The 21,170-nt window shown below is 49.8% G+C and carries 19 protein-coding genes; all 19 read right to left on the bottom strand.

What is annotated here, in order from left to right; genetic code table 11:
* Positions 1–9: 9 nt before the first annotated feature.
* The 19 genes from AB9R92_RS16025 to trmFO all read right to left on the bottom strand — a co-directional run bounded on the left by AB9R92_RS16025 (position 10) and on the right by trmFO (position 21,168).
* The gene (locus AB9R92_RS16025) at positions 10–318 is read right to left on the bottom strand and encodes a YlxQ family RNA-binding protein (RefSeq protein WP_058380471.1); all 309 of its coding nucleotides are present in this window, start codon (positions 316–318) and stop codon (positions 10–12) included.
* The gene (rnpM, locus tag AB9R92_RS16020; RefSeq protein ID WP_058380470.1) at positions 315–596 is read right to left on the bottom strand and encodes an RNase P modulator RnpM; all 282 of its coding nucleotides are present in this window, start codon (positions 594–596) and stop codon (positions 315–317) included. The genes AB9R92_RS16025 and rnpM overlap by 4 nt, the downstream gene beginning before the upstream one ends.
* Before the next feature lie 19 nt (positions 597–615).
* Positions 616–1,743, bottom strand: coding sequence for a transcription termination factor NusA (gene nusA / locus AB9R92_RS16015; protein ID WP_370670431.1), 1,128 nt, complete (start codon positions 1,741–1,743; stop codon positions 616–618).
* 26 nt (positions 1,744–1,769) lie between these two features.
* A complete protein-coding gene (rimP, locus tag AB9R92_RS16010; RefSeq protein WP_370670430.1) occupies positions 1,770–2,249 on the bottom strand; it encodes a ribosome maturation factor RimP in 480 nt (159 codons plus the stop codon).
* 126 nt (positions 2,250–2,375) lie between these two features.
* Complete coding sequence (locus tag AB9R92_RS16005; protein WP_370670428.1) at positions 2,376–6,683, bottom strand: PolC-type DNA polymerase III; 4,308 nt, start codon at positions 6,681–6,683, stop codon at positions 2,376–2,378.
* Positions 6,684–6,763: 80 nt separating this feature from the next.
* A complete protein-coding gene (locus AB9R92_RS16000; RefSeq protein WP_370670427.1) occupies positions 6,764–8,467 on the bottom strand; it encodes a proline--tRNA ligase in 1,704 nt (567 codons plus the stop codon).
* Positions 8,468–8,553: 86 nt separating this feature from the next.
* Positions 8,554–9,813, bottom strand: a complete 1,260-nt coding sequence (gene rseP / locus AB9R92_RS15995) for an RIP metalloprotease RseP (RefSeq protein WP_370670426.1) — start codon at positions 9,811–9,813, stop codon at positions 8,554–8,556.
* Between the two features lie 44 nt (positions 9,814–9,857).
* A complete protein-coding gene (dxr, locus tag AB9R92_RS15990) occupies positions 9,858–11,000 on the bottom strand; it encodes a 1-deoxy-D-xylulose-5-phosphate reductoisomerase (protein WP_370670425.1) in 1,143 nt (380 codons plus the stop codon).
* A gap of 18 nt (positions 11,001–11,018) precedes the next feature.
* Positions 11,019–11,810 carry a phosphatidate cytidylyltransferase gene (locus tag AB9R92_RS15985; RefSeq protein WP_370670424.1) on the bottom strand — a complete coding sequence of 264 codons (792 nt, stop codon included), beginning with the start codon at positions 11,808–11,810 and terminating at the stop codon, positions 11,019–11,021.
* Positions 11,807–12,601, bottom strand: coding sequence for an undecaprenyl pyrophosphate synthase (locus AB9R92_RS15980; protein WP_370670423.1), 795 nt, complete (start codon positions 12,599–12,601; stop codon positions 11,807–11,809). Before AB9R92_RS15980 ends, AB9R92_RS15985 begins: the two co-directional genes overlap by 4 nt.
* A gap of 152 nt (positions 12,602–12,753) precedes the next feature.
* The gene (gene frr / locus AB9R92_RS15975; protein WP_370670422.1) at positions 12,754–13,311 is read right to left on the bottom strand and encodes a ribosome recycling factor; all 558 of its coding nucleotides are present in this window, start codon (positions 13,309–13,311) and stop codon (positions 12,754–12,756) included.
* On the bottom strand, positions 13,311–14,036 hold the full coding sequence (gene pyrH / locus AB9R92_RS15970; protein ID WP_370670421.1) for a UMP kinase: 726 nt from the start codon (positions 14,034–14,036) through the stop codon (positions 13,311–13,313). The genes frr and pyrH overlap by 1 nt, the downstream gene beginning before the upstream one ends.
* A 79-nt stretch (positions 14,037–14,115) precedes the next feature.
* Positions 14,116–15,000: a translation elongation factor Ts gene (gene tsf, locus AB9R92_RS15965; protein WP_370670420.1), complete on the bottom strand. Its 885-nt coding sequence runs from the start codon at positions 14,998–15,000 to the stop codon at positions 14,116–14,118.
* Positions 15,001–15,087: 87 nt separating this feature from the next.
* On the bottom strand, positions 15,088–15,804 hold the full coding sequence (gene rpsB / locus AB9R92_RS15960; protein ID WP_101805111.1) for a 30S ribosomal protein S2: 717 nt from the start codon (positions 15,802–15,804) through the stop codon (positions 15,088–15,090).
* 256 nt (positions 15,805–16,060) lie between these two features.
* Positions 16,061–16,840 (bottom strand): GTP-sensing pleiotropic transcriptional regulator CodY, encoded by a 780-nt coding sequence (gene codY / locus AB9R92_RS15955; protein WP_370670419.1) that lies wholly within the window; start codon positions 16,838–16,840, stop codon positions 16,061–16,063.
* 95 nt (positions 16,841–16,935) lie between these two features.
* Entirely contained in the window at positions 16,936–18,333 is a 1,398-nt protein-coding gene (hslU, locus tag AB9R92_RS15950) for an ATP-dependent protease ATPase subunit HslU (protein WP_370670418.1), read from the bottom strand.
* Complete coding sequence (hslV, locus tag AB9R92_RS15945) at positions 18,330–18,878, bottom strand: ATP-dependent protease subunit HslV (protein ID WP_058380455.1); 549 nt, start codon at positions 18,876–18,878, stop codon at positions 18,330–18,332. Before hslV ends, hslU begins: the two co-directional genes overlap by 4 nt.
* A 16-nt stretch (positions 18,879–18,894) precedes the next feature.
* Positions 18,895–19,788, bottom strand: coding sequence for a tyrosine recombinase XerC (xerC, locus tag AB9R92_RS15940; RefSeq protein WP_370670417.1), 894 nt, complete (start codon positions 19,786–19,788; stop codon positions 18,895–18,897).
* A gap of 69 nt (positions 19,789–19,857) precedes the next feature.
* A complete protein-coding gene (trmFO, locus tag AB9R92_RS15935) occupies positions 19,858–21,168 on the bottom strand; it encodes an FADH(2)-oxidizing methylenetetrahydrofolate--tRNA-(uracil(54)-C(5))-methyltransferase TrmFO (protein ID WP_370670416.1) in 1,311 nt (436 codons plus the stop codon).
* Positions 21,169–21,170: the final 2 nt, after the last annotated feature.

Here is a 21,170-nt window from a genome sequence, read left to right as displayed (position 1 = left end):
CACCCCCGGTTAGTTTTCGTCAAACAAGCTCGTCATTTTCTTGGCAAAACCGTTATCGGTAATCGCCAGGACGACGCGTGCTTCTTTTCCTATTGCATGCCCAATCTCATAGCGGCTGGCGCCTATGCGCACTGGAACGTTATAGGAATTGCATTTATCGTGCAGTTTTTTTCTCGTGTTTTCAGATGCATCTTCAGCCACAATGACTAATTTCGCGTTGCCGCGGCGTACTTCGCTTATGACCAGCTCTTCACCGGTCACCAGCTTGCGCGCACGCGTGGCAAGCCCTAAAAACTGCAGGATTTTTTCTTTATTCATGATTTCAGCTGCTCTCTGCGTACGGCATGGACGAGCTCTTCGTAAATTTCGCCTGGAACTTTCACTTCAAGTTGCTTGTCCAACACCTTCTTTTTGCGTGCCAATTCAATGGCATCTTCCGATTTGGAAACATAAGCGCCTCTACCTGACTTTTTACCGGTAAGGTCGACGAATACTTCTCCTTCTTTGGAACGCACGACGCGGATCATTTCCTTTTTCGGATGCATTTCACCGGTCGCAACGCATTTTCTCAGCGGAATTTTCTTTTGCATAGCCAACGGATATCACCTTCTCAGCTTATTCTTCTTCGTTGTAAAAATCAAAGTCATCTGTGTCAGTTTCAGCATCCGACTTCACGATTACCGCGCCTTCAGGCGGATAAATCCCTAGTTCACGGGCATCCGTTTCACTCTTGATATCGATTTTCCAACCTGTCAATTTTGCCGCCAGACGCGCATTTTGCCCGCGTTTGCCGATCGCAAGGGACAATTGGTAATCCGGTACGACAACTGTCGTCGATTTATCGTCTTCACTCACTTGCACATCCAACACTTTAGATGGGCTGAGGGCATTCGCTACGAACACGACCGGATCTTCCGACCATTCCACGATGTCGATTTTCTCGCCGCCAAGTTCATTGACGATGGTTTGCACGCGGCCGCCTCGTGAACCGACGCATGAACCGACTGGGTCCACTTCTTCATCGTTTGCGTGGACGGAGATTTTCGAACGGTCTCCCGCTTCACGCGCAATCGACTTGATCTCGACGATGCCGTCATAGATTTCCGGCACTTCGTTCTCGAACAAACGGCGCAAAAGTCCTGGATGCGTCCGTGATACGAAGACTTGCGGTCCGCGTGTCGTGCGTTCGACTTTGGTGATATAGACTTTGATGCGGTCATGTGGCTGGTAGTTTTCATTCGGCATTTGTTCCGTCTGCGGCAAGACCGCCTCGACTTTGCCCAATCCGACATACAAGTTGCGGGCATCCATGCGTTCGACGATGCCGTTGACGATATCATCCGCGCGGTCTACATATTCTTCAAAAATCAAGCCTCGCTCTGCTTCACGCACACGTTGTGTGACGACTTGCTTCGCTGTTTGGGCAGCGATGCGGCCGAAGTTGCGTGGTGTAACTTCCTCTTCCACGATGTCGCCGATTTCATAAACCGGGTTGAGTGCATGTGCATCTTCCAAAGAGATTTGCAGGCGGTCATCTTCGACTTCCTCGACAACATCCTTGCGGGAATAGACTAGCATCGTTCCGGTATCGAGGTTTAAATCGACACGGACGTTCTGCGCTTGGTTGAAATTGCGCTTATAGGCGGTGACAAGCGCTGCTTCGATCGCTTCGATCAGCACATCACGTGATATTCCTTTTTGTTTCTCCAACACTTCTAAAGCATCCAATAGCTCACTGCTCATAGTTATTCACTCCTAAATTCTTCTATTCAGCTTGCAGAAAAATCGATCGCCAGACGGATCAAGGCAATTTTATTTCTCGGGATGCTGATGGTTTTTCTGCGGGTCTTGATTTTGATCTCAATCTCCACTTGTTCTTCATCATACGACTTCAAGTAACCTTCGAATTCTTTGGCATCTTCAATCGGCTCATACGTTTTGATGTAGATGAAATTCTCCAAAGCTTTTTCGAAATCCTTTTCTTTCTTCAATGGACGTTCAGCACCCGGTGAAGATACTTCGAGGAAATAGTTCTGCTCGATTGGGTCGGTTGCGTCAAGTTCCTCGCTCAAGCGTTCACTGACGATTGCGCATTGATCGATATCGATCGGCTCCTGTGGATTGTCCACATAGACACGCAAGAACCAGTTCTTTCCTTCCTTCACAAACTCGACATCGACCAGTTCAAGTTCCAGCTCATCGATGATCGGTTGTGCCATTGCTTCAATTTGTTCTGTAATTTTGCTCATAAAATGCCTCCTGCCAATAATATGCCATAACAAACAGAAAAGAGCGGGAGAACCCACTCTTCTGCGACAGAGCTATCAGTAAATGTTATTACAATAATACCATGCTTCCCGGCGCTCTGCAACTGACTAGAACAAGGACAGCTGATTGGCATCAGGCATTCCTTCCAGGCAGCCATGATCATCCATGTACTCAATGATCGTTTTTGAAACGCGGCCACGCTGCTGCAAATCTTCCTTCGACAGGAACTCGCCTTCCGCTCTTGCGGCGACGATCGATTTCGCGGCATTCGTGCCGAGTCCTGGAATGGCATTGAACGGCGGAATCAAGGTATTGCCTTCAATCAGGAATTGATCCGCGGACGATTTATACAAATCGACTTTCTGGAATGAATAGCCGCGTTCGACCATTTCAAGCGCCAGCTCCATGACCGTCAGCAAGTTCTTTTCTTTCGTCGATGCTTCCAAGCCCTTCGAATTGATTTCATCCACTTTGGCACGGATCGACTGGGATCCTTTCGCCATCGCGTTGACATCGAAATCTTCCGCCCGCACCGTGAAATACGCGGCGTAGTAAAGGACCGGGAAATGGACTTTGAAATAAGCGATTCGGACCGCCATCAAGACGTAAGCCGCTGCGTGCGCTTTCGGGAACATGTACTTGATTTTTTTGCACGATTCGATATACCAGTTCGGGACGGCTTTTTCTTTCATCGCCGCTTCCATCTCCGGCGTCAAGCCTTTCCCTTTCCGTACCGATTCCATGATCTTGAACGCCAAGGACGACTCAAGTCCTTGATAGATCAAGTAGACCATGATGTCATCCCGGCAGCCGATGACGTCAGACAGCTGGCATGTGCCGTTGTGGATCAATTCCTGGGCATTGCCGAGCCACACATCCGTACCGTGTGACAGTCCGGAAATCTGCACGAGTTCCGAGAACGTCGTCGGTTTCGTATCTTCAAGCATTTGGCGGACAAAACGCGTCCCAAACTCCGGGATGCCGAGCGTTCCGGTTTTGCATCCGATCTGCTCTTTGGTGACGCCGAGCGATTCGGGCCCTGCGAAAATCTTCATCACTTCCGGGTCATCTGTCGGAATCGTTTTCGGGTCAATGCCGGACAGATCCTGCAGCATGCGGATCACTGTCGGGTCATCGTGCCCGAGAATATCGAGCTTCAATAAATTATCGTGGATCGAGTGAAAGTCGAAATGGGTCGTCTTCCATTCGGAATCCTGTGCATCCGCCGGAAATTGGATCGGCGAGAAATCGTAGATGTCCATATAATCCGGCACTACGATGATTCCGCCCGGGTGCTGGCCTGTGCTGCGCTTGACGCCGGAACAGCCTTGCACCAAACGGTCGATCTCCGCCCCGCGCATCGTCATATCGCGGTCATTGGCATAGCCGCGCACGTACCCGTAGGCTGTTTTTTCTGCTACCGTCCCGATCGTGCCGGCCCGGAAGACATTGTCTTCACCGAACAGCACTTTCGTGTAATTATGCGCTTGCGGCTGATATTCGCCACTGAAGTTCAAATCGATATCGGGAACTTTATCGCCTTTAAACCCAAGGAAGGTTTCAAAGGGGATATCCTGTCCATCTTTCTTATACGGAATCCCGCAATCCGGGCAATCCTTATCTTTCAAGTCAAAGCCTGAACCGACAGAACCGTCATCGAAGAACTCGGATTTCTTGCATTTCCGGCACACATAGTGAGGCGGCAGCGGGTTGACTTCCGTAATTTCCGTCAGCGTCGCGACAAGTGACGATCCGACAGACCCCCGGGAGCCGACGAGATAGCCGTCATCAAGCGATTTCTTCACCAGTTTATGCGAAATCAAATAGATTACTGCAAAACCGTGGCCGATGATCGACTTTAGTTCCTTTTCGATGCGCGCTTCGACGATTTCCGGCAAGTCGTCGCCATAAATCGAACGGGCCATCGTATAGCTGAGTTCACGGACTTCTTCATCCGCGCCTTCAATTTTGGGTGTATACAATTCGTCTTTGATCGGTTTGACGACATCGATCATATCGGCAATTTTCAAGGAATTGTCCACAACGATCTCACGCGCCGTCTCTTCCCCGAGAAAATCAAAAGCATCGAGCATTTCATTGGTCGTCCGGAAATGCACTTTCGGCAAGGTCGAACGGTTCAGCGGATTCGCCCCGCCTTGAGAACCGATCAGCACTTGGCGGAAGATGGCATCCGTTTCATCGAGGTAATGGACATTTCCTGTCGCAACCAGCGGCTTATCGAGCTTGCGGCTCACTTTGGCGAGTTTGCGGATGATGTCTTCCAAATTCCATTCATCGCGAATCAATTCGCGGTCGATCAATGGCTGGTACACTTCTTTCGGATGCACTTCCAAATAATCATAGAATTGCGCCGTGCGCTCCACTTCTTCCATCGATTTCTGCATGACCGCTTCGAACACTTCGCCTTTATCGCAGCCCGAACCGACGAGCAAGCCTTTGCGGTGGCGCTGAAGCAATGAACGCGGGATGCGCGGAACGCGGTAGAAATAATTGATATGGGAAGCTGAAACGAGCTTGAACAGGTTCTTCAAGCCTTCCTGATCTTTTGCCAAAAGCGTGCAATGGGTCGGGCGTGAACGCTTATAGGAATCCCCCGTCCCGACGTAATCATTCAATTGATCGTGGTAGAGGATGCCTTTGTCGTCTGCTTCTTTCAATAGATGCGTCAACAGGTAAGCGGTCGCTTCCGTATCGTAGATGGCACGGTGATGCTGTGTCAGTTCGATATTGAATTTTTTCGCCAGCGTATTCAAACGGTGGTTTTTCATTTCCGGGTGAAGCATGCGTGCAAGTTCTAGCGTATCGATCGTGGCATGCGTTTTATCGATGCCGTATTTCTTGTAGGCGACATACAAGAAGCCCATATCGAATGATGCGTTATGGGCGACCATGATATGATCGCCTGCCCATTCGTGGTATTCGCGGATGACTTCTTCGACTTCGGCTGCGTTGCGGACCATATCATCCGTGATGCCCGTCAAATCGATAGTCGTCGCTGACAAGGGATGATGCGGATTGGCGAAGCGCTCGAATTTATCAATGATATTCCCGCCTTTGATTTTGACCGCTGCCAGCTCGATGATCGTGTCATAGACGGCAGACAATCCGGTCGTCTCCAAGTCAAAGACGACGAAGGTCTCTTCTTCGAGCAAGGCATGGCGTTCTTCGTAGGCAATCGGGACGCCGTCGTCGACTAAATTCGCTTCCAATCCGAATATCGCCTTGATGCCATGCTTTTGGCTAGCGGCATATGCATCCGGAAAGGCCTGTACGCCGGCATGGTCCGTGACCGCAATCGCCGGATGGCCCCATTTCGCCGCTTGGGCGACCAATGATTCGATGGATGAAACAGCGTCCATCTGGCTCATCGGGGAATGCAGGTGCAATTCCGCCCGTTTCACTTCGGCAGTGTCTTTGCGGACGGACGGATTGATTTCGACCATATCATTCGACATCATGACCAAATCCCTGACGAATGTATCGGTTTGGATCGAGCCTCTTGCTCTCAGCCACATGCCTTTTTTCGCCTGGGCCATGAGCTCCGCGTCTTCTTTGTCGCGAGAGAACATTTTGACGAGGATTGAATCCGTGTAATCGGTCATCTTGACAGTCAATAACGACCGGCCGCTGCGCAGCTCGCGGACTTCAACATCGAAAACGAAGCCTTCGATGGTGACGCGCCGTTCTTCGTCGACAATCGAACGGATCTCGACGATCGGTTCATCCGGCTTGATGGCAGAGCCCATCTGGAAAGGACCGGACGGCGCGCCATTCTCTTTGCGCTCGGTTTCGCGTTTCTTCATATCCGCGACAGCCCGTTTCGCCATCGCTTCTTCTTCTGCTTTGCGCTCTTCCATAAAGGCAGCGCGTGCTTCCTGCTGGTCTTCTGCCGATAATTGGAAATCGATTGAAAACGCCGGAAATCCGAATTGCTGGAAAACCTGGCTCAGCTTTTCGGTGTATTTCGATTTCAATGCCATCATTTCATGTTCATGGCAACAGTCGACAATCAATTTATTGCCGTTCCATACAGGCGCTTGCGACAATAGGCGCTCTCTAAGAGGCGGTGCCATATCCGCCAATTCGTCGACGACATGCCGCCAGTAAGCGGCGACTTGTTCACCTTCTGCTTGTTGCGTGGGTGTTTCAATATGCACTTGAACGCTTGCAATCGATGAAAACTTGGCTTGCAGCCGCTCGCGGAAAACAACAAATAATTCAAGCGGCAGCACTTGCTTAAGCTTGACGATAAAGCGCCATGCCCGATCTTTCTTGTGGACGGTCATGCGCGTCAATTCCGCCCCTTCAAAATAAGGCATATGGACATCGTCGGTTAACTCCAGATGCTGCAGCAGCAATTTAAATCTCATTTTGGCGTCTTGCTCATTTATCATGATTATCCCCTTCGCCATTTATTTCAGAAAAAGAAAGGAAAGTACGTTTGTACTTTCCTTTTATCATATCAGATTATTATTCATTTCTTAAAGAAATCGCGTGCCTTATCGAGTACTTCATCTGTATGCCATTCGACCGTTTCGTTGGATTCGCGGATTTTCACTTCCAGGATTCCTTCAGCGGCGCGTTTTCCGACAGTGATGCGAATCGGCAAGCCGATCAAATCGGCATCGGCGAATTTCACGCCGGCGCGCTCTTTGCGGTCATCAAGCAGCACTTCAAAACCTTGCGCTTTTAATTGTTCATAAATTTCTTCACCGGTTTCGCGCTGTACCTCGTCTTTGACGTTGACTGGCACGACATGGATTTCATACGGCGCGACCACATTCGGCCAAGTGAAGCCGGAATCGTCCTGGAATTGTTCGGCGACAGCCGCGACAATGCGTGAAACGCCGATGCCGTAGCAGCCCATGATATACGGCATTGCTTTCCCTTGGTCATTAAGGAAAGTGGCTTTCATCGGTTCGCTATACGTCGTGCCGAGCTTGAAGATATGGCCGACTTCGATGCCTTTGGCGAATTGGATCGTGCCGTTTCCATCTGGTGATGGGTCGCCTTCTTTTACAAAACGCAAATCTCCATATGCTTCTACCGTGAAATCTTCATTAGGCGTGGCGTTTTTCAAATGGACGCCGTCTTCATTGGCGCCTGTCACGCCGTTGACGATCGATTTGACGGCGTTGTCGGCAAATACACGGACGCCTGCAGGCAAGCCCACCGGACCGATCGATCCGATATCGCAGGACAACAATTCGCGGACGTCTTCAGGAGTCGCCATATCGATCAACTTCGCGCCTGAAATATGCTTGACTTTTACGTCGTTCACTTCATGGTCGCCGCGCGACAATACGACGATCAGCTCGTCATCCGCTTTGAACACTAGCGTCTTGATGCAGTTTTCCGGTGTCGTGTCGAGGAAATCCGCCACTTGTGCAATGGTCTTTTGGTCAGGCGTTGAAACTTTTTCGACTGGGCGCGCTTGCTCATCGGATTTCGGATAGTCCATTTGAACGGCGGCCATTTCGATATTCGCGGCATATGGCGAACTGTCTGAATACGCGATCGTGTCTTCCCCGATGTCCGACAGCACCATGAATTCATGGTTGTCTTTTCCGCCGATAGCGCCTGAGTCCGCGATGACGGCACGGAAATTCAATCCGAGTCGGCTGAAAATGTTGCTGTAGGCCTGCATCATATCGTCGTAAGTCTTGTCCAGGCTGTCAGTCGTCGCGTGGAAGGAATACGCATCTTTCATAAGGAATTCACGTCCGCGCAGCAAACCGAAGCGCGGTCGTTTTTCATCGCGGAACTTCGACTGGATCTGATACAAAGTCAGCGGCAATTTCTTATAGGACTTGATTTCGTCGCGCAACAGGCTCGTAATGATTTCTTCATGGGTTGCACCCAACGCAAACTCACGGTCGTTGCGGTCTTTCAAACGCATTAATTCGTCGCCGTAAGAATACCAGCGTCCCGTCTCCTGCCAAAGTTCAGCTTGCTGCAAAGCAGGCATGAACACTTCGACGCTATTGATCGCTTCCATCTCCTCGCGGATAATTCTCTCGACTTTGTGCAATACGCGTTTGCCGAGCGGAAGGAATGAATAGATCCCGCTTGTATTTTGGCGAATGAATCCCGCCCGCAGCAGTAATTGATGCGATTTCACTTCCGCATCAGCTGGAGTTTCCCGTAAAGTCGGGATAAAGCTTAATGTTTGTCTCATATCCGAATACACCTCGACTGATTATTGTATTTGTAAATCCCTATGTAGCAGAGAAAGGAAAGCGATAGACGCTTCCCTTTCACTCATTAAAAGAAAAATCGCTGAATGTCATTCCATGTGACGACAACCATCAAGAGCATCAACAGCATGATCCCGACAAAATGGACCATTCCTTCTTTTTGCTTATCGACCGGCTTGCCTCTTAGCGCTTCAAGGAAGAAGAACATGAGTCGCCCGCCATCAAGCGCAGGCAGCGGCAACAGGTTCATGATTCCTAGGTTGATGCTGAGCATGCCTGCCCAGCTCATAAGCGTAAAGATGCCGTACTGGGCAACTTCTTCAGTCGTTTTGTAAATGCCGACAGGTCCGGACAGGGCATCAATAGTGAATTGGCCTGTCACAAGCATGCCAAGCAAGCGGAATATCTCCTTGAACCAAAAGACTGTCTGTTCAGCCCCGTAGGCGAATGATCCGAAAAAGTCTTTTTCCACCGGGCTTTGGTACAAGACGCCGATAACCCCCACTGGTTCTGCCGATTGCTCGGACAGTTCAGGCGTGATCGTGAAGTTCAAAGGCTCGCCGTCACGCTCCACTTGGAAATCCAGTGCTGTTCCTGCACTGTCTTGTACAGATTCCACCAGCTCGTCCCACGTGCTGATCGGTTGGCCTTCGATTTCAGTCACCAAATCGCCGTCTTGCATGCCCGCCTGTTCAGCGGGGCTGTCTTCCGTCACTTCGGAAATGACCGGCTCGAAAGTCGGAACTCCCTGCATCATGCCGATGGCTGTAAAGATGAAAAATGCCAGGATAAAGTTGAAGAACGGCCCTGCAAAAATCGTCATGAAGCGGTTTGGCAAATTTTTCGCATCGAACGTGCGGTCATACGGCGCCAAAATCGTTTCACGGCCGTTTTCTTCCACTACTGCATCGCGTGCGACTTTGATATTCACCAATTGCTCGTCTTCGTCATATCCTTTGATATATAACTCTTTTTCGAGATCTGCTTGTTCCACTTCCAGAAACAGGATATCGGGATAGACATGCTTTTGATTAAGGATGACTTTCTTCGCCTGCCCTTTTTCATCCAGCAGCACCCCGATGCGATGGCCTGCCTGCAAGTGGATGGCATCCATCTCTTCGCCCGCCATGCGGACATAACCGCCGATCGGCAGCAGTCTAACCGTGTACAGCGTCTCGCCTCGTGTGATACCCAAAATCTTGGGGCCCATTCCGATAGCGAATTCACGAACAAGAATCCCAGCCCGCTTAGCGAACAGGAAATGGCCCAGCTCGTGGAAAAACACTAACGCGCCGAAAATGATGATGAACGCTAATACTGTCTCCATTTTGAACCCATCCTTAATAAACCATATTCGGTTTTAATCTGTCGCTATTTTAGCATGTTTTCCACGGTTTTTCTCGTTTCGGAATCTGCCGCGAGAATCGTCTCGAGATCTGGTGAAGCGACCGTCTGATGGGCATGCATCGCCCGTTCGATGAATTCCTCGATTTGCAAAAAACCGATTCGGCGATTCAAGAACATTGCGACCGCCTGCTCATTGGCGGCATTCAAGACGGTCGTCATCGTTCCGCCTTCACGCCCCGCGTCGAAGGCAAGCTGCAACGCACGGAATCGCTCGTAATCCATCGCCTTGAAGTTCAGTTGGGCAATTTCCGCGAGGTCCAGCCGTTTGGCAGCTGGGCGCGGCAGTCGGTCCGGATAGGACAGCGCATATTGGATCGGCACTCTCATATCGGGTGTTCCGAGCTGCGCCATAACGCTCGTGTCCTGAAATTCCACCATTGAGTGGATGATGCTCTCCCGGTGCAATAAAACATCGATATCGTCGTAGTCAAACTCGAACAGGACATGGGCTTCGATCACTTCCAAGCCTTTATTCAACATTGTCGCTGAATCGATCGTGATTTTGGATCCCATCGCCCAGTTCGGGTGATTGAGCGCATCTTCCACTGTGACATTAGCGAGTTCGTCGCGTGTTTTGTCACGGAAGCTGCCACCTGAAGCTGTCAGGATCAAGCGGCTTGCCTGCTCGATTTTTTCACCGTTGAGTGCTTGAAACAAAGCCGAATGTTCACTGTCCACCGGCAAGATATCAGCGCCGTATTTTTTGGCGCTTTGCATGACCAAGTGGCCTGCTGTCACAAGCGTTTCCTTATTGGCGATGGCAATCGTACGGCCGAGCTTGATCGCTTCCAAAGTCGGCTCGAGCCCGACGCTGCCGATCACAGCATTGACCAAAACATCCGCTTCATATGTCGATGCCTCGATCAAGCCTTCATTGCCATGGACGAATTGAATGCCCTTGAATTCCTGTTGCAGCATTTGCGCGTCTTCAGCGAACTGGACACAAACGATCTCCGGACGAAATTCCTGAATCAGCTTGCGCGTCACATCCATATTTTTACCAGCAGATAAACCAACCAGCGAGAATTCTTCGGGATGTTCCCGGATAATATCCGCCGTCTGGACGCCGATCGATCCGGTCGCCCCGAGCAATATGATTTTTTTCATCTATAAAACAACCCTCTCTTAAATAAAATGCAGGAAATGCAACAATGGCATGACAAAAAGGATGCTGTCGAAACGGTCCAGGATGCCTCCATGCCCCGGCAGCATCTTTCCGGAATCCTTGACATTGAAATGGCGCTTCAAAGCCGATTCCACCAAGTCGCCCAATTGGCCGAAAATCGAAGCGACAATCGCGACGATGATGACCAATAGCATTGGCTGTTCCATGCCGGCAAAATAGGCAAAGATTAAAGCGATGCCAACCGCCCAAACTATGCCGCCGACAAACCCTTCAATGGTCTTATTCGGCGATATTTCTGGCCAAAGCTTGCGCTTTCCGATTTTGCGCCCCGTAAAATAAGCCCCCGAATCGGTGAACCATACGACGAGCAGCGCGAAAATCAATACCGCAAGCCCCGATTCCCGTGTTTCGATTAAGTAATAGAACCCTAGCCCCACATAAAGTGTGCCGAGGATCGCGAACGCGGCATCGTCAAACGTAAAGCTGTTTTTGACGACGACCGTATGTATAAGCAGTAAAATGACCGCCATGAAAACAAATTCCACTTTCAGATAGCCGGTCCATTCGTATACTTGCTGCGACCAATCGCCTGGCAGCATGAAAGCATACAATGCAACCAGAGAAATAAGGCCGGGCACGCTCATGAGGCTCCGGCCTTTCATCTTAAGCAATTCCTGAAAACCGATTGTTGCAAGGACGTAGACCAAAAGAATAAATGGGATCCCGCCGATGATGACAAATGGAATAAATAGGGCAGCTGCTATCGCTCCCGTAATAATGCGTTGCTTCAATTTGCTTCTTCCCCCTTCAAGCCACCATAACGCCGATTTCGTTTCTGATAAATCTCGAATGCCTCAAGCAAGCAATCTTCACCGAAATCCGGCCATAAGGTATCGGTAAACCAAAATTCCGTATAAGCCAATTGCCACAGCATAAAGTTGCTTAAACGAACCTCCCCGCTCGTTCGAATCAATAAATCAGGCTCCGGCAATCCGTTCGTCATGAGACGGCTTGTGATCATTTCTTCTGAAATCTCGGCTGGCTCCAGTTCGCCAGCCTGTACCAAAGCGGCCAAGCTTTTCACGGCGTCGACGATTTCCGCGCGGCTGCCATAATTCAATGCGAAATTCAATACCAATCCATCGTTATGCTTGGTTGCTTCTTTCGCTTTTTGAATCGCCTGTATGGTATGCGCTGGCAAGTCATCCACATAGCCCATCATTTCCACGCGGACGTTTTCTTCGATCAATTCCGGCAAAAAACTGGATAGAAACTCTTCCGGCAAGCGCATCAAAAAGTCGACTTCCATTTTCGGGCGCTTCCAGTTTTCCGTCGAAAACGCATATAAAGTCAATACGTCGACGCCTAGATGGCTCGCAAGCTTCGTTATTTTGCGGACAGTCTTCATTCCTTCGTGATGGCCGGCGACTCTCGGCATGGAACGTTTTTTCGCCCAACGCCCGTTGCCGTCCATGATGATCGCCACATGGGACGGCACGCCCGCGCCGGCTACAGCCATGGCACGCTCCCCGTACTCCACCACTACCGGCTCTATATTTCTCTTTAATAGTTTATTGAACATAATTAATCCTCCACTTGTAACCAATCGGAATGTCTATTGCTTATCATATCAAAAAAATGCGCGTTGTGCGTGAACTTTCAAGGCACTTCCGAAATTTTGGCATGAAAAAAGCGTCCTGTTATACAGGACGCCCGGGAACAGATGAAGTTCGCTTAAACTGCCATGATCTCAGTTTCTTTGTCTTTGACCATGTCGTCGATCTTAGCGATATGGGTGTTTGTCATATCTTGTACATCGTCCGAGTAGCCGCGCAAATCGTCAGCTGTAATCTCGCTCTTTTTCTCAAGCTTTTTCAAGTCGTCGTTGGCGTCGCGGCGAATGTTGCGGATGATGACTTTTGCATCTTCCCCTTCTTTCTTCACTTGCTTGACCAAATCTTTGCGGCGCTCTTCTGTAAGAGCCGGAACCGCAAGACGGATGACGTTGCCGTCGTTTGAAGGGCTGAGTCCAAGATCCGATTTCAAGATCGCTTTTTCGATTTCAGGCAATACGGTTTTATCGTAAGGCTGGATCATGATCAAACGCGCTTCCGGGACCGAAATACCCGCTACTTGATTGACCGGTGTCGGGGCACCGTAGTACTCAACCGTAATTTTGTCGAGCAATGAAGGCGTCGCACGCCCCGCGCGGATGGAAGCCAAATCACGCGAAAAAGCTTGAATCGCATTGCTCATTTTCGTTTTCGTATCGTTCATGATTGTTTTTGGCATTATAATGATCTCCTCACTACTGTCCCGATCTTTTCACCAAGAACAGCTCGTTTTATGTTTCCTTTTTCCATTATAGAGAATACTACGAGTGGAATATCATTGTCCATACATAATGTGGATGCTGTCGAGTCCATCACTTGGAGTCCTTGCTGGATGACATCGAAGTACGATAGTTCATCGTATTTGACGGCTTCAACATCGGTTTTTGGATCAGCTGAATAAACGCCGTCCACATTGTTTTTCGCCATCAAGATGACATCTGCCTCGATCTCAGCCGCCCGCAAGGCAGCCGTCGTATCTGTCGAGAAGTAAGGGTTTCCGGTTCCGGCCGAGAAAATGACGACACGTTTTTTCTCGAGGTGGCGGATCGCTCTTCTGCGGATATACGGTTCTGCGACTTGGCGCATTTCAATCGAAGACAATACACGCGTTTCCACGTCTTGCTTCTCGAGAGAATCCTGCAAGGCCAGTGAGTTCATAACAGTTGCAAGCATCCCCATATAATCAGCAGTTGCGCGGTCCATGCCCATCTCTGAGCCGACTTTGCCGCGCCAGATATTTCCTCCGCCGACCACTACCGCTACTTCTATGCCAAGGTCTACAATTTCCTTCACTTGCGCTGCGACAGATTTAATGATTTCAGGGGAAAGGCCGAAACCTTGTCCGCCTGCCATCGCTTCTCCACTTAATTTCAGTACAATGCGTTTGTATTTTGGAACACTCATCGGTACCCTCCGTTACACGTTTATTGAAAAACAGGGAACACAACATTGTGTTCCCTGGATGACTCATATAAATGTTAGCTTATTTTTTGTTGACTTGGCTCATAACTTCGTCAGCGAAGTTGTCTTCGCGTTTTTCGATGCCTTCGCCCACTTCGTAACGGATAAACTCTGTTACAGTGCCGCCAACAGATGCTGCGAATTCGCGGACTTTCTGGTCAGAGTTCTTAACGAATGCTTGGTCAAGCAAGCAGATATCCTCAAAGTATTTTCCAAGGCGGCCTTCAACCATTTTTTCAACGATTTTTTCCGGCTTGCCTTCGTTCAACGCTTGCTCAGTCAATACTTTGCGTTCGCGTTCTACTTCATCAGCAGACACTTCGTCGCGTGAAACGTATTTCGGGTTAAGTGCAGCGATGTGCATTGCGATATCGCGTGCAGCTTGCGAATCGGAAGAACCTTCCAATAGAACGAGAACGCCGATGCGGCCGCCCATGTGCAGGTAAGGGCCGAAAGCGTCGTTGTCCGTTTTAGTGCGGATTTCGAAGCGGCGCAATGTGATTTTTTCGCCGATTTTAGCGATGGCGTTTGAAATGTGGTCCGCTACTGACAAGCCGTTTGACATTGTCGACGCGTTTGCTTCATCAATTGTAGCCGGTTTAGTAGCAAGCAAGTGCTCGCCGATTTCTTTGACCAAAGTCTGGAAACCTTCGTTTTTCGCTACGAAATCCGTTTCAGCGTTAACTTCATAGATGACTGCTTCGTTGCCTTCTTCAAGGATCGAAGTGATCCCTTCAGCTGCGATGCGGTCGGCTTTTTTAGAAGCGCTCGCCAATCCTTTTTCGCGAAGGAAATCTAGAGCTGCGTCCATGTCGCCATCAGTCTGTACCAATGCTTTTTTGCAATCCATCATACCTGCGCCTGTTTTTTCGCGCAATTCTTTAACCATTTGAGCTGTAACTGCCATGATTAAATTCCTCCTTCAGCTTGTCTGTGTTTTCTCAAAAAAAGGTGATAAGGGGGTTGGCCGCTTATCACCTGTAAACATTGCGAATTACTCAGCAGTTTCCGCTGATGCTTCTTCGTCTTCTTCAGGCTTGGACTCAAGAAGAGCGTCAGCCATTTTGCCAGTCAATAGTTTGACCGCACGGATAGCATCATCGTTTGCAGGGATTACGTAATCGATTTCGTCCGGGTCGCAGTTTGTATCGACGATACCTACGATTGGAATGTTCAATTTCATAGCTTCTGCTACTGCGATGCGTTCTTTGCGAGGGTCTACGACGAACATTACGTCCGGAAGACCGTTCATGTCACGGATACCGCCTAGGAATTTCTCCAAGCGTTCGTGTTGTTTTTTCAATTGGACTACTTCTTTTTTCGGAAGGACTTCGAAAGTGCCGTCTTCTTCCATGCGCTCGATCTGTTTCATGCGGTTGACACGTTTTTGGATCGTGCCGAAGTTTGTCAAAGTACCACCCAACCAGCGCTGGTTGATGTAGTAGTTGCCAGAACGTTCTGCTTCTTCTTTGATCGCGTCCTGAGCTTGTTTTTTAGTTCCTACGAACAAGACTTTACCGCCTTCTTCGCCCACTTGCTTCATGAAGTTATAAGCTTCCTCAAGTTTGCGGACCGTCTTTTGAAGGTCGATGATGTAGATGCCGTTACGTTCCACGAAGATGTATTTTTTCATTTTCGGGTTCCAGCGGCGAGTCTGGTGGCCAAAGTGAACACCAGCTTCAAGCAATTGTTTCATTGAAATTACTGCCATGATGTGTTTCCTCCTAATAGGTTTTTGTTTGCCTCCGCACTCTTCGCTTCTGAACCGTTACCAATAAAGGCACCTGCGGAACAGATCGGAATGCGTGTGTATTTAACACCATTTGAAATTATACCACGCTCTTGCTGGTGCCTGCAACTGATATTTATAAATCCTATAAATTGAAACACTGGTCGACGAATCCATCGAATGCCAGCAACGCAAAAGCCGCCCCGGAACTATTGGATAGTCCGGGGCGGCGTTGGAATTAATTCATTTTCAATTGTTCAAGCTCTGCAAGGAATTTCGTATTCAATACTTTGATATACGTCCCTTTCATGCCGAGTGAACGTGATTCGATGACGCCGGCACTCTCAAGTTTGCGGAGTGCGTTGACGATGACCGAACGTGTGATGCCGACGCGGTCAGCAATTTTAGAGGCCACAAGCAAGCCTTCGTTGCCATCAAGTTCTTCAAAGATATGCTCGATCGCTTCAAGTTCGCTGTATGAAAGCGAGCTGATCGCCATTTGGACGACAGCTTTGCTGCGCGCTTCCTCTTCGATGCGGTCGCCTTTTTCACGGAGGATCTCCATGCCAACCACTGTCGCGCCGTATTCGCCAAGGATTAAATCGTCATCGCCGAACTGGTCGTTAACGCGTCCTAGCAGCAATGTGCCAAGGCGCTCGCCGCCGCCGATGATCGGAACGATTGTCGTCAAGCCGTTTTTGAATAGTTCGCGCTCTTCAACAGGGAAGATCGTGTGTTCGCTGCTGACATCCAAGTTAGCGGATGTTTCAGTAATGTTTGATAGGTTTTGAGTATACTCGAGCGGGAATTGGCGTTCTTCGAGCATGTTTTTCATGCGCTCGTTTTCGATCTGCTGGTTGACAGCATAGCCAAGAACCTTCCCTTTGCGGCTGACGACGAAGACATTTGCTTCGATGACTTCGCTCAATGTTTCAGCCATGTCCTTAAAGTTTACCGGCTTGCCGGCTGCTGCTTGCAGCATAGAGTTAATGCGTCTTGTTTTTCCCAATAAATTCATAATTATGAACCTCCTACATGATTCGTACGTATTTCGCACCGTTTATTCAATATTCTAAAGGTTTTTACACTTTAATGAAACCAATACGCCTTGTACTACAGGATAAATTGTGACAAATCTTTGTTTTTCGCCACATTTTCCAGCTTTTCATTAACGTATTGAGGAGTAATATCGATTTGGGCAGGTGAAATCTCCGATGCCTCAAAAGATAGGTCTTCCAATAAGCGTTCCAATATTGTATGAAGTCGGCGAGCGCCGATATTATCCGTCTGTTGATTTACTTCATAAGCAATTTCCGCAAGTCTGACGATTGACGCATCAGTAAAGTGTACCATAACTCCCTCTGTTTCGAGAAGGGCTTTATACTGATTGAGCAAGGAATGTTTCGGTTCCGTCAAAATTTTCACGAAATCATCGACTTCCAGCTTGGTCAATTCGACGCGGATCGGGAAACGCCCTTGCAATTCCGGGATCAGGTCAGACGGTTTCGACATGTGGAATGCGCCAGCTGCGACGAACAGCATATAATCCGTTTTCACCGCGCCGTATTTAGTCGACACAGTCGAGCCTTCGACAATCGGCAGGATGTCACGCTGGACGCCTTCCCTCGATACATCCGCAGAAGAAGTCGAACTTTTGCTGGCGATCTTGTCCATTTCGTCGATGAAGATGATGCCGTGCTGTTCAGCTCGGCGGATCGCCTCGGACGATATTTCCTCGCTGTCGACCAGTTTTTCCGACTCTTCCGCCGTCAACACGCGCCGAGCGTCTTTTACTTGCATGCGGCGCTTTTTCTTTTTCTTCGGCATCAAGGAAGACAAGGCATCTTGCATGTTCTCCCCCATCTGTTCCATTCCCGACCCTTGGAAAGCGTCAAACATGGAAGACGTGTTTTCCGTCACCTCGACTGTCACCCATTCCTCTTCCAGCTTGCCGGCTTTCAAGTCAGCAGCAATCTCGCGGCGCTTGACGCGCACTTCGACTTCCGCTTCCGGATCTTCCTCTTCCTGCTCTTGCTTTTGGCCGAAGAACATTTCAAGCGGATTTTGCGCAGGCTGCTTTTTCTTCATCGAAGGCGCCAGCAATTTCACGAGGCGGTCATTGGCAGAGGCTTCTGCGCGATCCTTGACAGCTTCGTATTTTTCTTCTTTGACGATGCGCACGGATGCTTCCACTAAATCGCGCACCATCGACTCGACGTCGCGGCCGACATATCCGACTTCCGTGAACTTTGTCGCCTCGACTTTGATGAACGGCGCTCCGGTCAGTTTTGCGATGCGGCGCGCGATTTCCGTTTTCCCGACCCCGGTCGGGCCGATCATCAAAATATTCTTCGGAATGACTTCATCCTGCATTTCTTCATCGAGGCGGCTGCGGCGGTAGCGATTACGGAGCGCAATGGCAATCGAGCGCTTGGCATCTTTTTGCCCGACGATGAAGCGATCCAGGTGATCCGTAATCTGCCGGGGAGTTAAATCGGTTTGTGTTTTCATTCTGACAACTCCTCCATGATGATTTGATGGTTGGTGTAGACGCAAATATCAGCAGCCGTTTCAAGTGCGGATTGGGCGATTTCGCCCGCCGTCAGTTGGTCGCCTGCATATTTTTTCAATGCCCGGCCGGCTGCAAGCGCGTAATTGCCGCCTGAGCCGATTGCCAAAATCCCGTCGTCAGGCTCGATGACTTCACCTGTGCCTGACACGAGCAATAGCTCATCCTTGTTCATGACGATGAGCATCGCTTCCAGCTGCCGCAGCATTTTATCGCCGCGCCACTGTTTCGCGAGTTCCACGGCAGCGCGTTGAAGATTGCCGTTGAATTCGGTAAGCTTGCCTTCAAACATTTCAAACAACGTGAAAGCATCCGCCACGGAACCGGCAAATCCCGTCAGCACTTCGTTATTATAGAGCCGGCGGACTTTTTTCGCGGTGTGTTTCATGACGACGGCATTGCCGAATGTGACTTGCCCATCTCCAGCCATCGCTGACTTGCCCTTATGCTTTACTGCAAAGATCGTGGTTGCATGAAATTCCTGCATTGTCAGGTTCTCCTCCTTATGCCCTTGGGTGGGCTTTTAAATACGTATTGCGCAAATGGTCTTTCGTCACATGCGTATAGACTTGTGTGGAACTGAGATGCGCATGGCCCAGCAGTTCTTGGACGGTGCGCATATCCGCGCCGTTATTCAATAGATGGGTCGCGAATGTATGGCGGATCATATGGGGATAGATGGATGAATTAAGAGATGCCTTTTTCATGCACTCGTTGAGGATATGGCGGATGCCACGGTCCGTCACCCCATCCCCTCGGCTATTGACGAATAGCATATCGTGTTCTTTCGACTTCATCAACTTGGGACGGGATTGATCGACATAAAGTTCCAACGCGTCATGTGCAAACTGGCCATAAGGGATGTAGCGCTCTTTGCGGCCCTTGCCAAGCACTTTGACGATATGCATATGGCGGTCCAAATCCTTCATCTTGATCGACACACATTCACTGACGCGCATGCCGGTCGCATAAAGCAATTCCAGCAATGCGCGGTTCCTGAGCGACAGTGCATCCTCACCGGTGAGTGAAGCGAACAGCTGCTCAAGCTCTTCCTCGTAGAAAAACTGCGGCAGCCGCTCTTCTTTCTTCGGGTGGAACAGCGATCGGAACGCCGCCTCACTGAGCCCGAATTCGCGGTTGCCGTAGCGGAAAAACGACCGGATGGCGGAGATTTTCCGAGAAATTGACGTTCTGGATAATTCCGCTTCATATAGTTTCGTTACATAATTTCTGGCATGAAGGTATTCGACTTCGTGCAGATCGTTCACGCTTTCTTGATCCAGGAACAGAAAAAAACCCTCCAGATCCTGTAGGTACTGGTGGACAGTGTGGGCGGAATAATTCTTTTCCAATTGGATATAGCTCATGAACGATTCGAGCATCTGTTCTTTCGTCATCTGGCACGCCGCCTTTCAGGCAATTAAAAAAGCCTCTAAAGTATACCAATACTTAGAGGCTTTTTTCAATTAAACCGTCACTGAATTCATATAATTTCGAATTGATTCCAATGCGCGGTTAGCGTGGCGCTCAGCCCGCTCCTGCTTGGACTTGATGCGTTCGCCAAGGTCCGGGAACAAGCCGAAATTGATGTTCATCGGCTGGAAGTTCTTCGAATCCGCTTCGGTAATATAACGCGCCATGCTACCAAGCGCGGTTTCTGCAGGCAATACGACCGGCTCCTCGCCGAGTGCCAGCTTCGCTGCGTTGATGCCCGCAAGCAAGCCGCTCCCTGCCGATTCCACATAACCTTCGACGCCTGTCATTTGGCCTGCGAAGAAAATATTCGGGTCGGCTTTCAATTGATAGGTCGGCTTCAAAACATTCGGCGAGTTGATGAATGTGTTGCGGTGCATGACGCCATAACGGACGATCTCGACATTCTCTAGCCCCGGGATCATGCGCAGGATTTCTTTTTGCGCTCCCCATTTCAAATGGGTTTGGAACCCGACGATATTGTACAGCGTGCCGGCTGCATCGTCCTGGCGCAATTGCACGACCGCGTACGGGCGTTTGCCGGTTTTCGGATCTTCAAGCCCGACAGGTTTCATCGGGCCGAAAGTCAAGGTCTTATCGCCTCTCGCAGCCATCACTTCGACCGGCATGCAGCCTTCGAAATAGATTTCTTTTTCGAACTCCTTGAGCGGCACAACTTCCGCTTCGACCAAAGCCGTATGGAAGCGGCGGAACTCTTCCTCTGTCATCGGGCAGTTCAGATAAGCGGCTTCGCCTTTATCGTAGCGCGATTTCAAATAGACCTTGTCCATGTCGATGCTGTCTTTCTCGACGATCGGCGCCGCCGCATCGTAGAAGTAGAGGTATTCTTCACCAGTCAACTTGCGGACTTTCTCGGCAAGCGCCGGTGAAGTTAACGGTCCGGTTGCGATGATGGTGATGCCTTCCGGGATCTCCGTCACTTCTTCGTTGATCACTTCGACAAGCGGGTGGTTGCGGACATTCTCCGTGACCGTTCCCGCGAACTCGTGACGGTCGACCGCAAGCGCGCCGCCAGCGGGCACTGACGCTTTATCGGCTGCATCGATGATGACCGAATCCAGTTTGCGCATTTCTTCTTTAATGACGCCAACCGCATTGGTCAATGAATTGGCGCGCAGCGAGTTGCTGCAGACCAATTCCGCGAATTTGTCCGTATGGTGCGCCGGTGTCTGCTTGACAGGGCGCATTTCATAAAGCCTTACGTTAACGCCACGCTTGGCGATTTGCCATGCCGCTTCGCTTCCTGCAAGTCCGGCACCGATTACATTTACAATTTTCGTCATGA

Source organism: Planococcus sp. SSTMD024, assembly GCF_041320495.1.
In the GTDB taxonomy this organism is placed as follows: Bacteria; Bacillota; Bacilli; order Bacillales_A; family Planococcaceae; genus Planococcus.
This window is presented reverse-complemented; position numbering and strand designations above follow the sequence as displayed.

Excerpts from the sequence above, each read along its gene's own strand:
- AB9R92_RS16025 (WP_058380471.1), bottom strand. The coding sequence starts at position 318 with ATGAATAAAGAAAAAATCCTGCAGTTTTTAGGGCTTGCCACGCGTGCG.
- nusA (WP_370670431.1), bottom strand. The coding sequence starts at position 1,743 with ATGAGCAGTGAGCTATTGGATGCTTTAGAAGTGTTGGAGAAACAAAAA.
- rimP (WP_370670430.1), bottom strand. The coding sequence starts at position 2,249 with ATGAGCAAAATTACAGAACAAATTGAAGCAATGGCACAACCGATCATC.
- AB9R92_RS16005 (WP_370670428.1), bottom strand. The coding sequence starts at position 6,683 with ATGATAAATGAGCAAGACGCCAAAATGAGATTTAAATTGCTGCTGCAG.
- AB9R92_RS16000 (WP_370670427.1), bottom strand. The coding sequence starts at position 8,467 with ATGAGACAAACATTAAGCTTTATCCCGACTTTACGGGAAACTCCAGCT.
- rseP (WP_370670426.1), bottom strand. The coding sequence starts at position 9,813 with ATGGAGACAGTATTAGCGTTCATCATCATTTTCGGCGCGTTAGTGTTT.
- dxr (WP_370670425.1), bottom strand. The coding sequence starts at position 11,000 with ATGAAAAAAATCATATTGCTCGGGGCGACCGGATCGATCGGCGTCCAG.
- AB9R92_RS15980 (WP_370670423.1), bottom strand. The coding sequence starts at position 12,601 with ATGTTCAATAAACTATTAAAGAGAAATATAGAGCCGGTAGTGGTGGAG.
- frr (WP_370670422.1), bottom strand. The coding sequence starts at position 13,311 with ATGCCAAAAACAATCATGAACGATACGAAAACGAAAATGAGCAATGCG.
- pyrH (WP_370670421.1), bottom strand. The coding sequence starts at position 14,036 with ATGAGTGTTCCAAAATACAAACGCATTGTACTGAAATTAAGTGGAGAA.
- tsf (WP_370670420.1), bottom strand. The coding sequence starts at position 15,000 with ATGGCAGTTACAGCTCAAATGGTTAAAGAATTGCGCGAAAAAACAGGC.
- rpsB (WP_101805111.1), bottom strand. The coding sequence starts at position 15,804 with ATGGCAGTAATTTCAATGAAACAATTGCTTGAAGCTGGTGTTCACTTT.
- codY (WP_370670419.1), bottom strand. The coding sequence starts at position 16,840 with ATGAATTTATTGGGAAAAACAAGACGCATTAACTCTATGCTGCAAGCA.
- hslU (WP_370670418.1), bottom strand. The coding sequence starts at position 18,333 with ATGAAAACACAAACCGATTTAACTCCCCGGCAGATTACGGATCACCTG.
- hslV (WP_058380455.1), bottom strand. The coding sequence starts at position 18,878 with ATGCAGGAATTTCATGCAACCACGATCTTTGCAGTAAAGCATAAGGGC.
- xerC (WP_370670417.1), bottom strand. The coding sequence starts at position 19,788 with ATGACGAAAGAACAGATGCTCGAATCGTTCATGAGCTATATCCAATTG.
- trmFO (WP_370670416.1), bottom strand. The coding sequence starts at position 21,168 with ATGACGAAAATTGTAAATGTAATCGGTGCCGGACTTGCAGGAAGCGAA.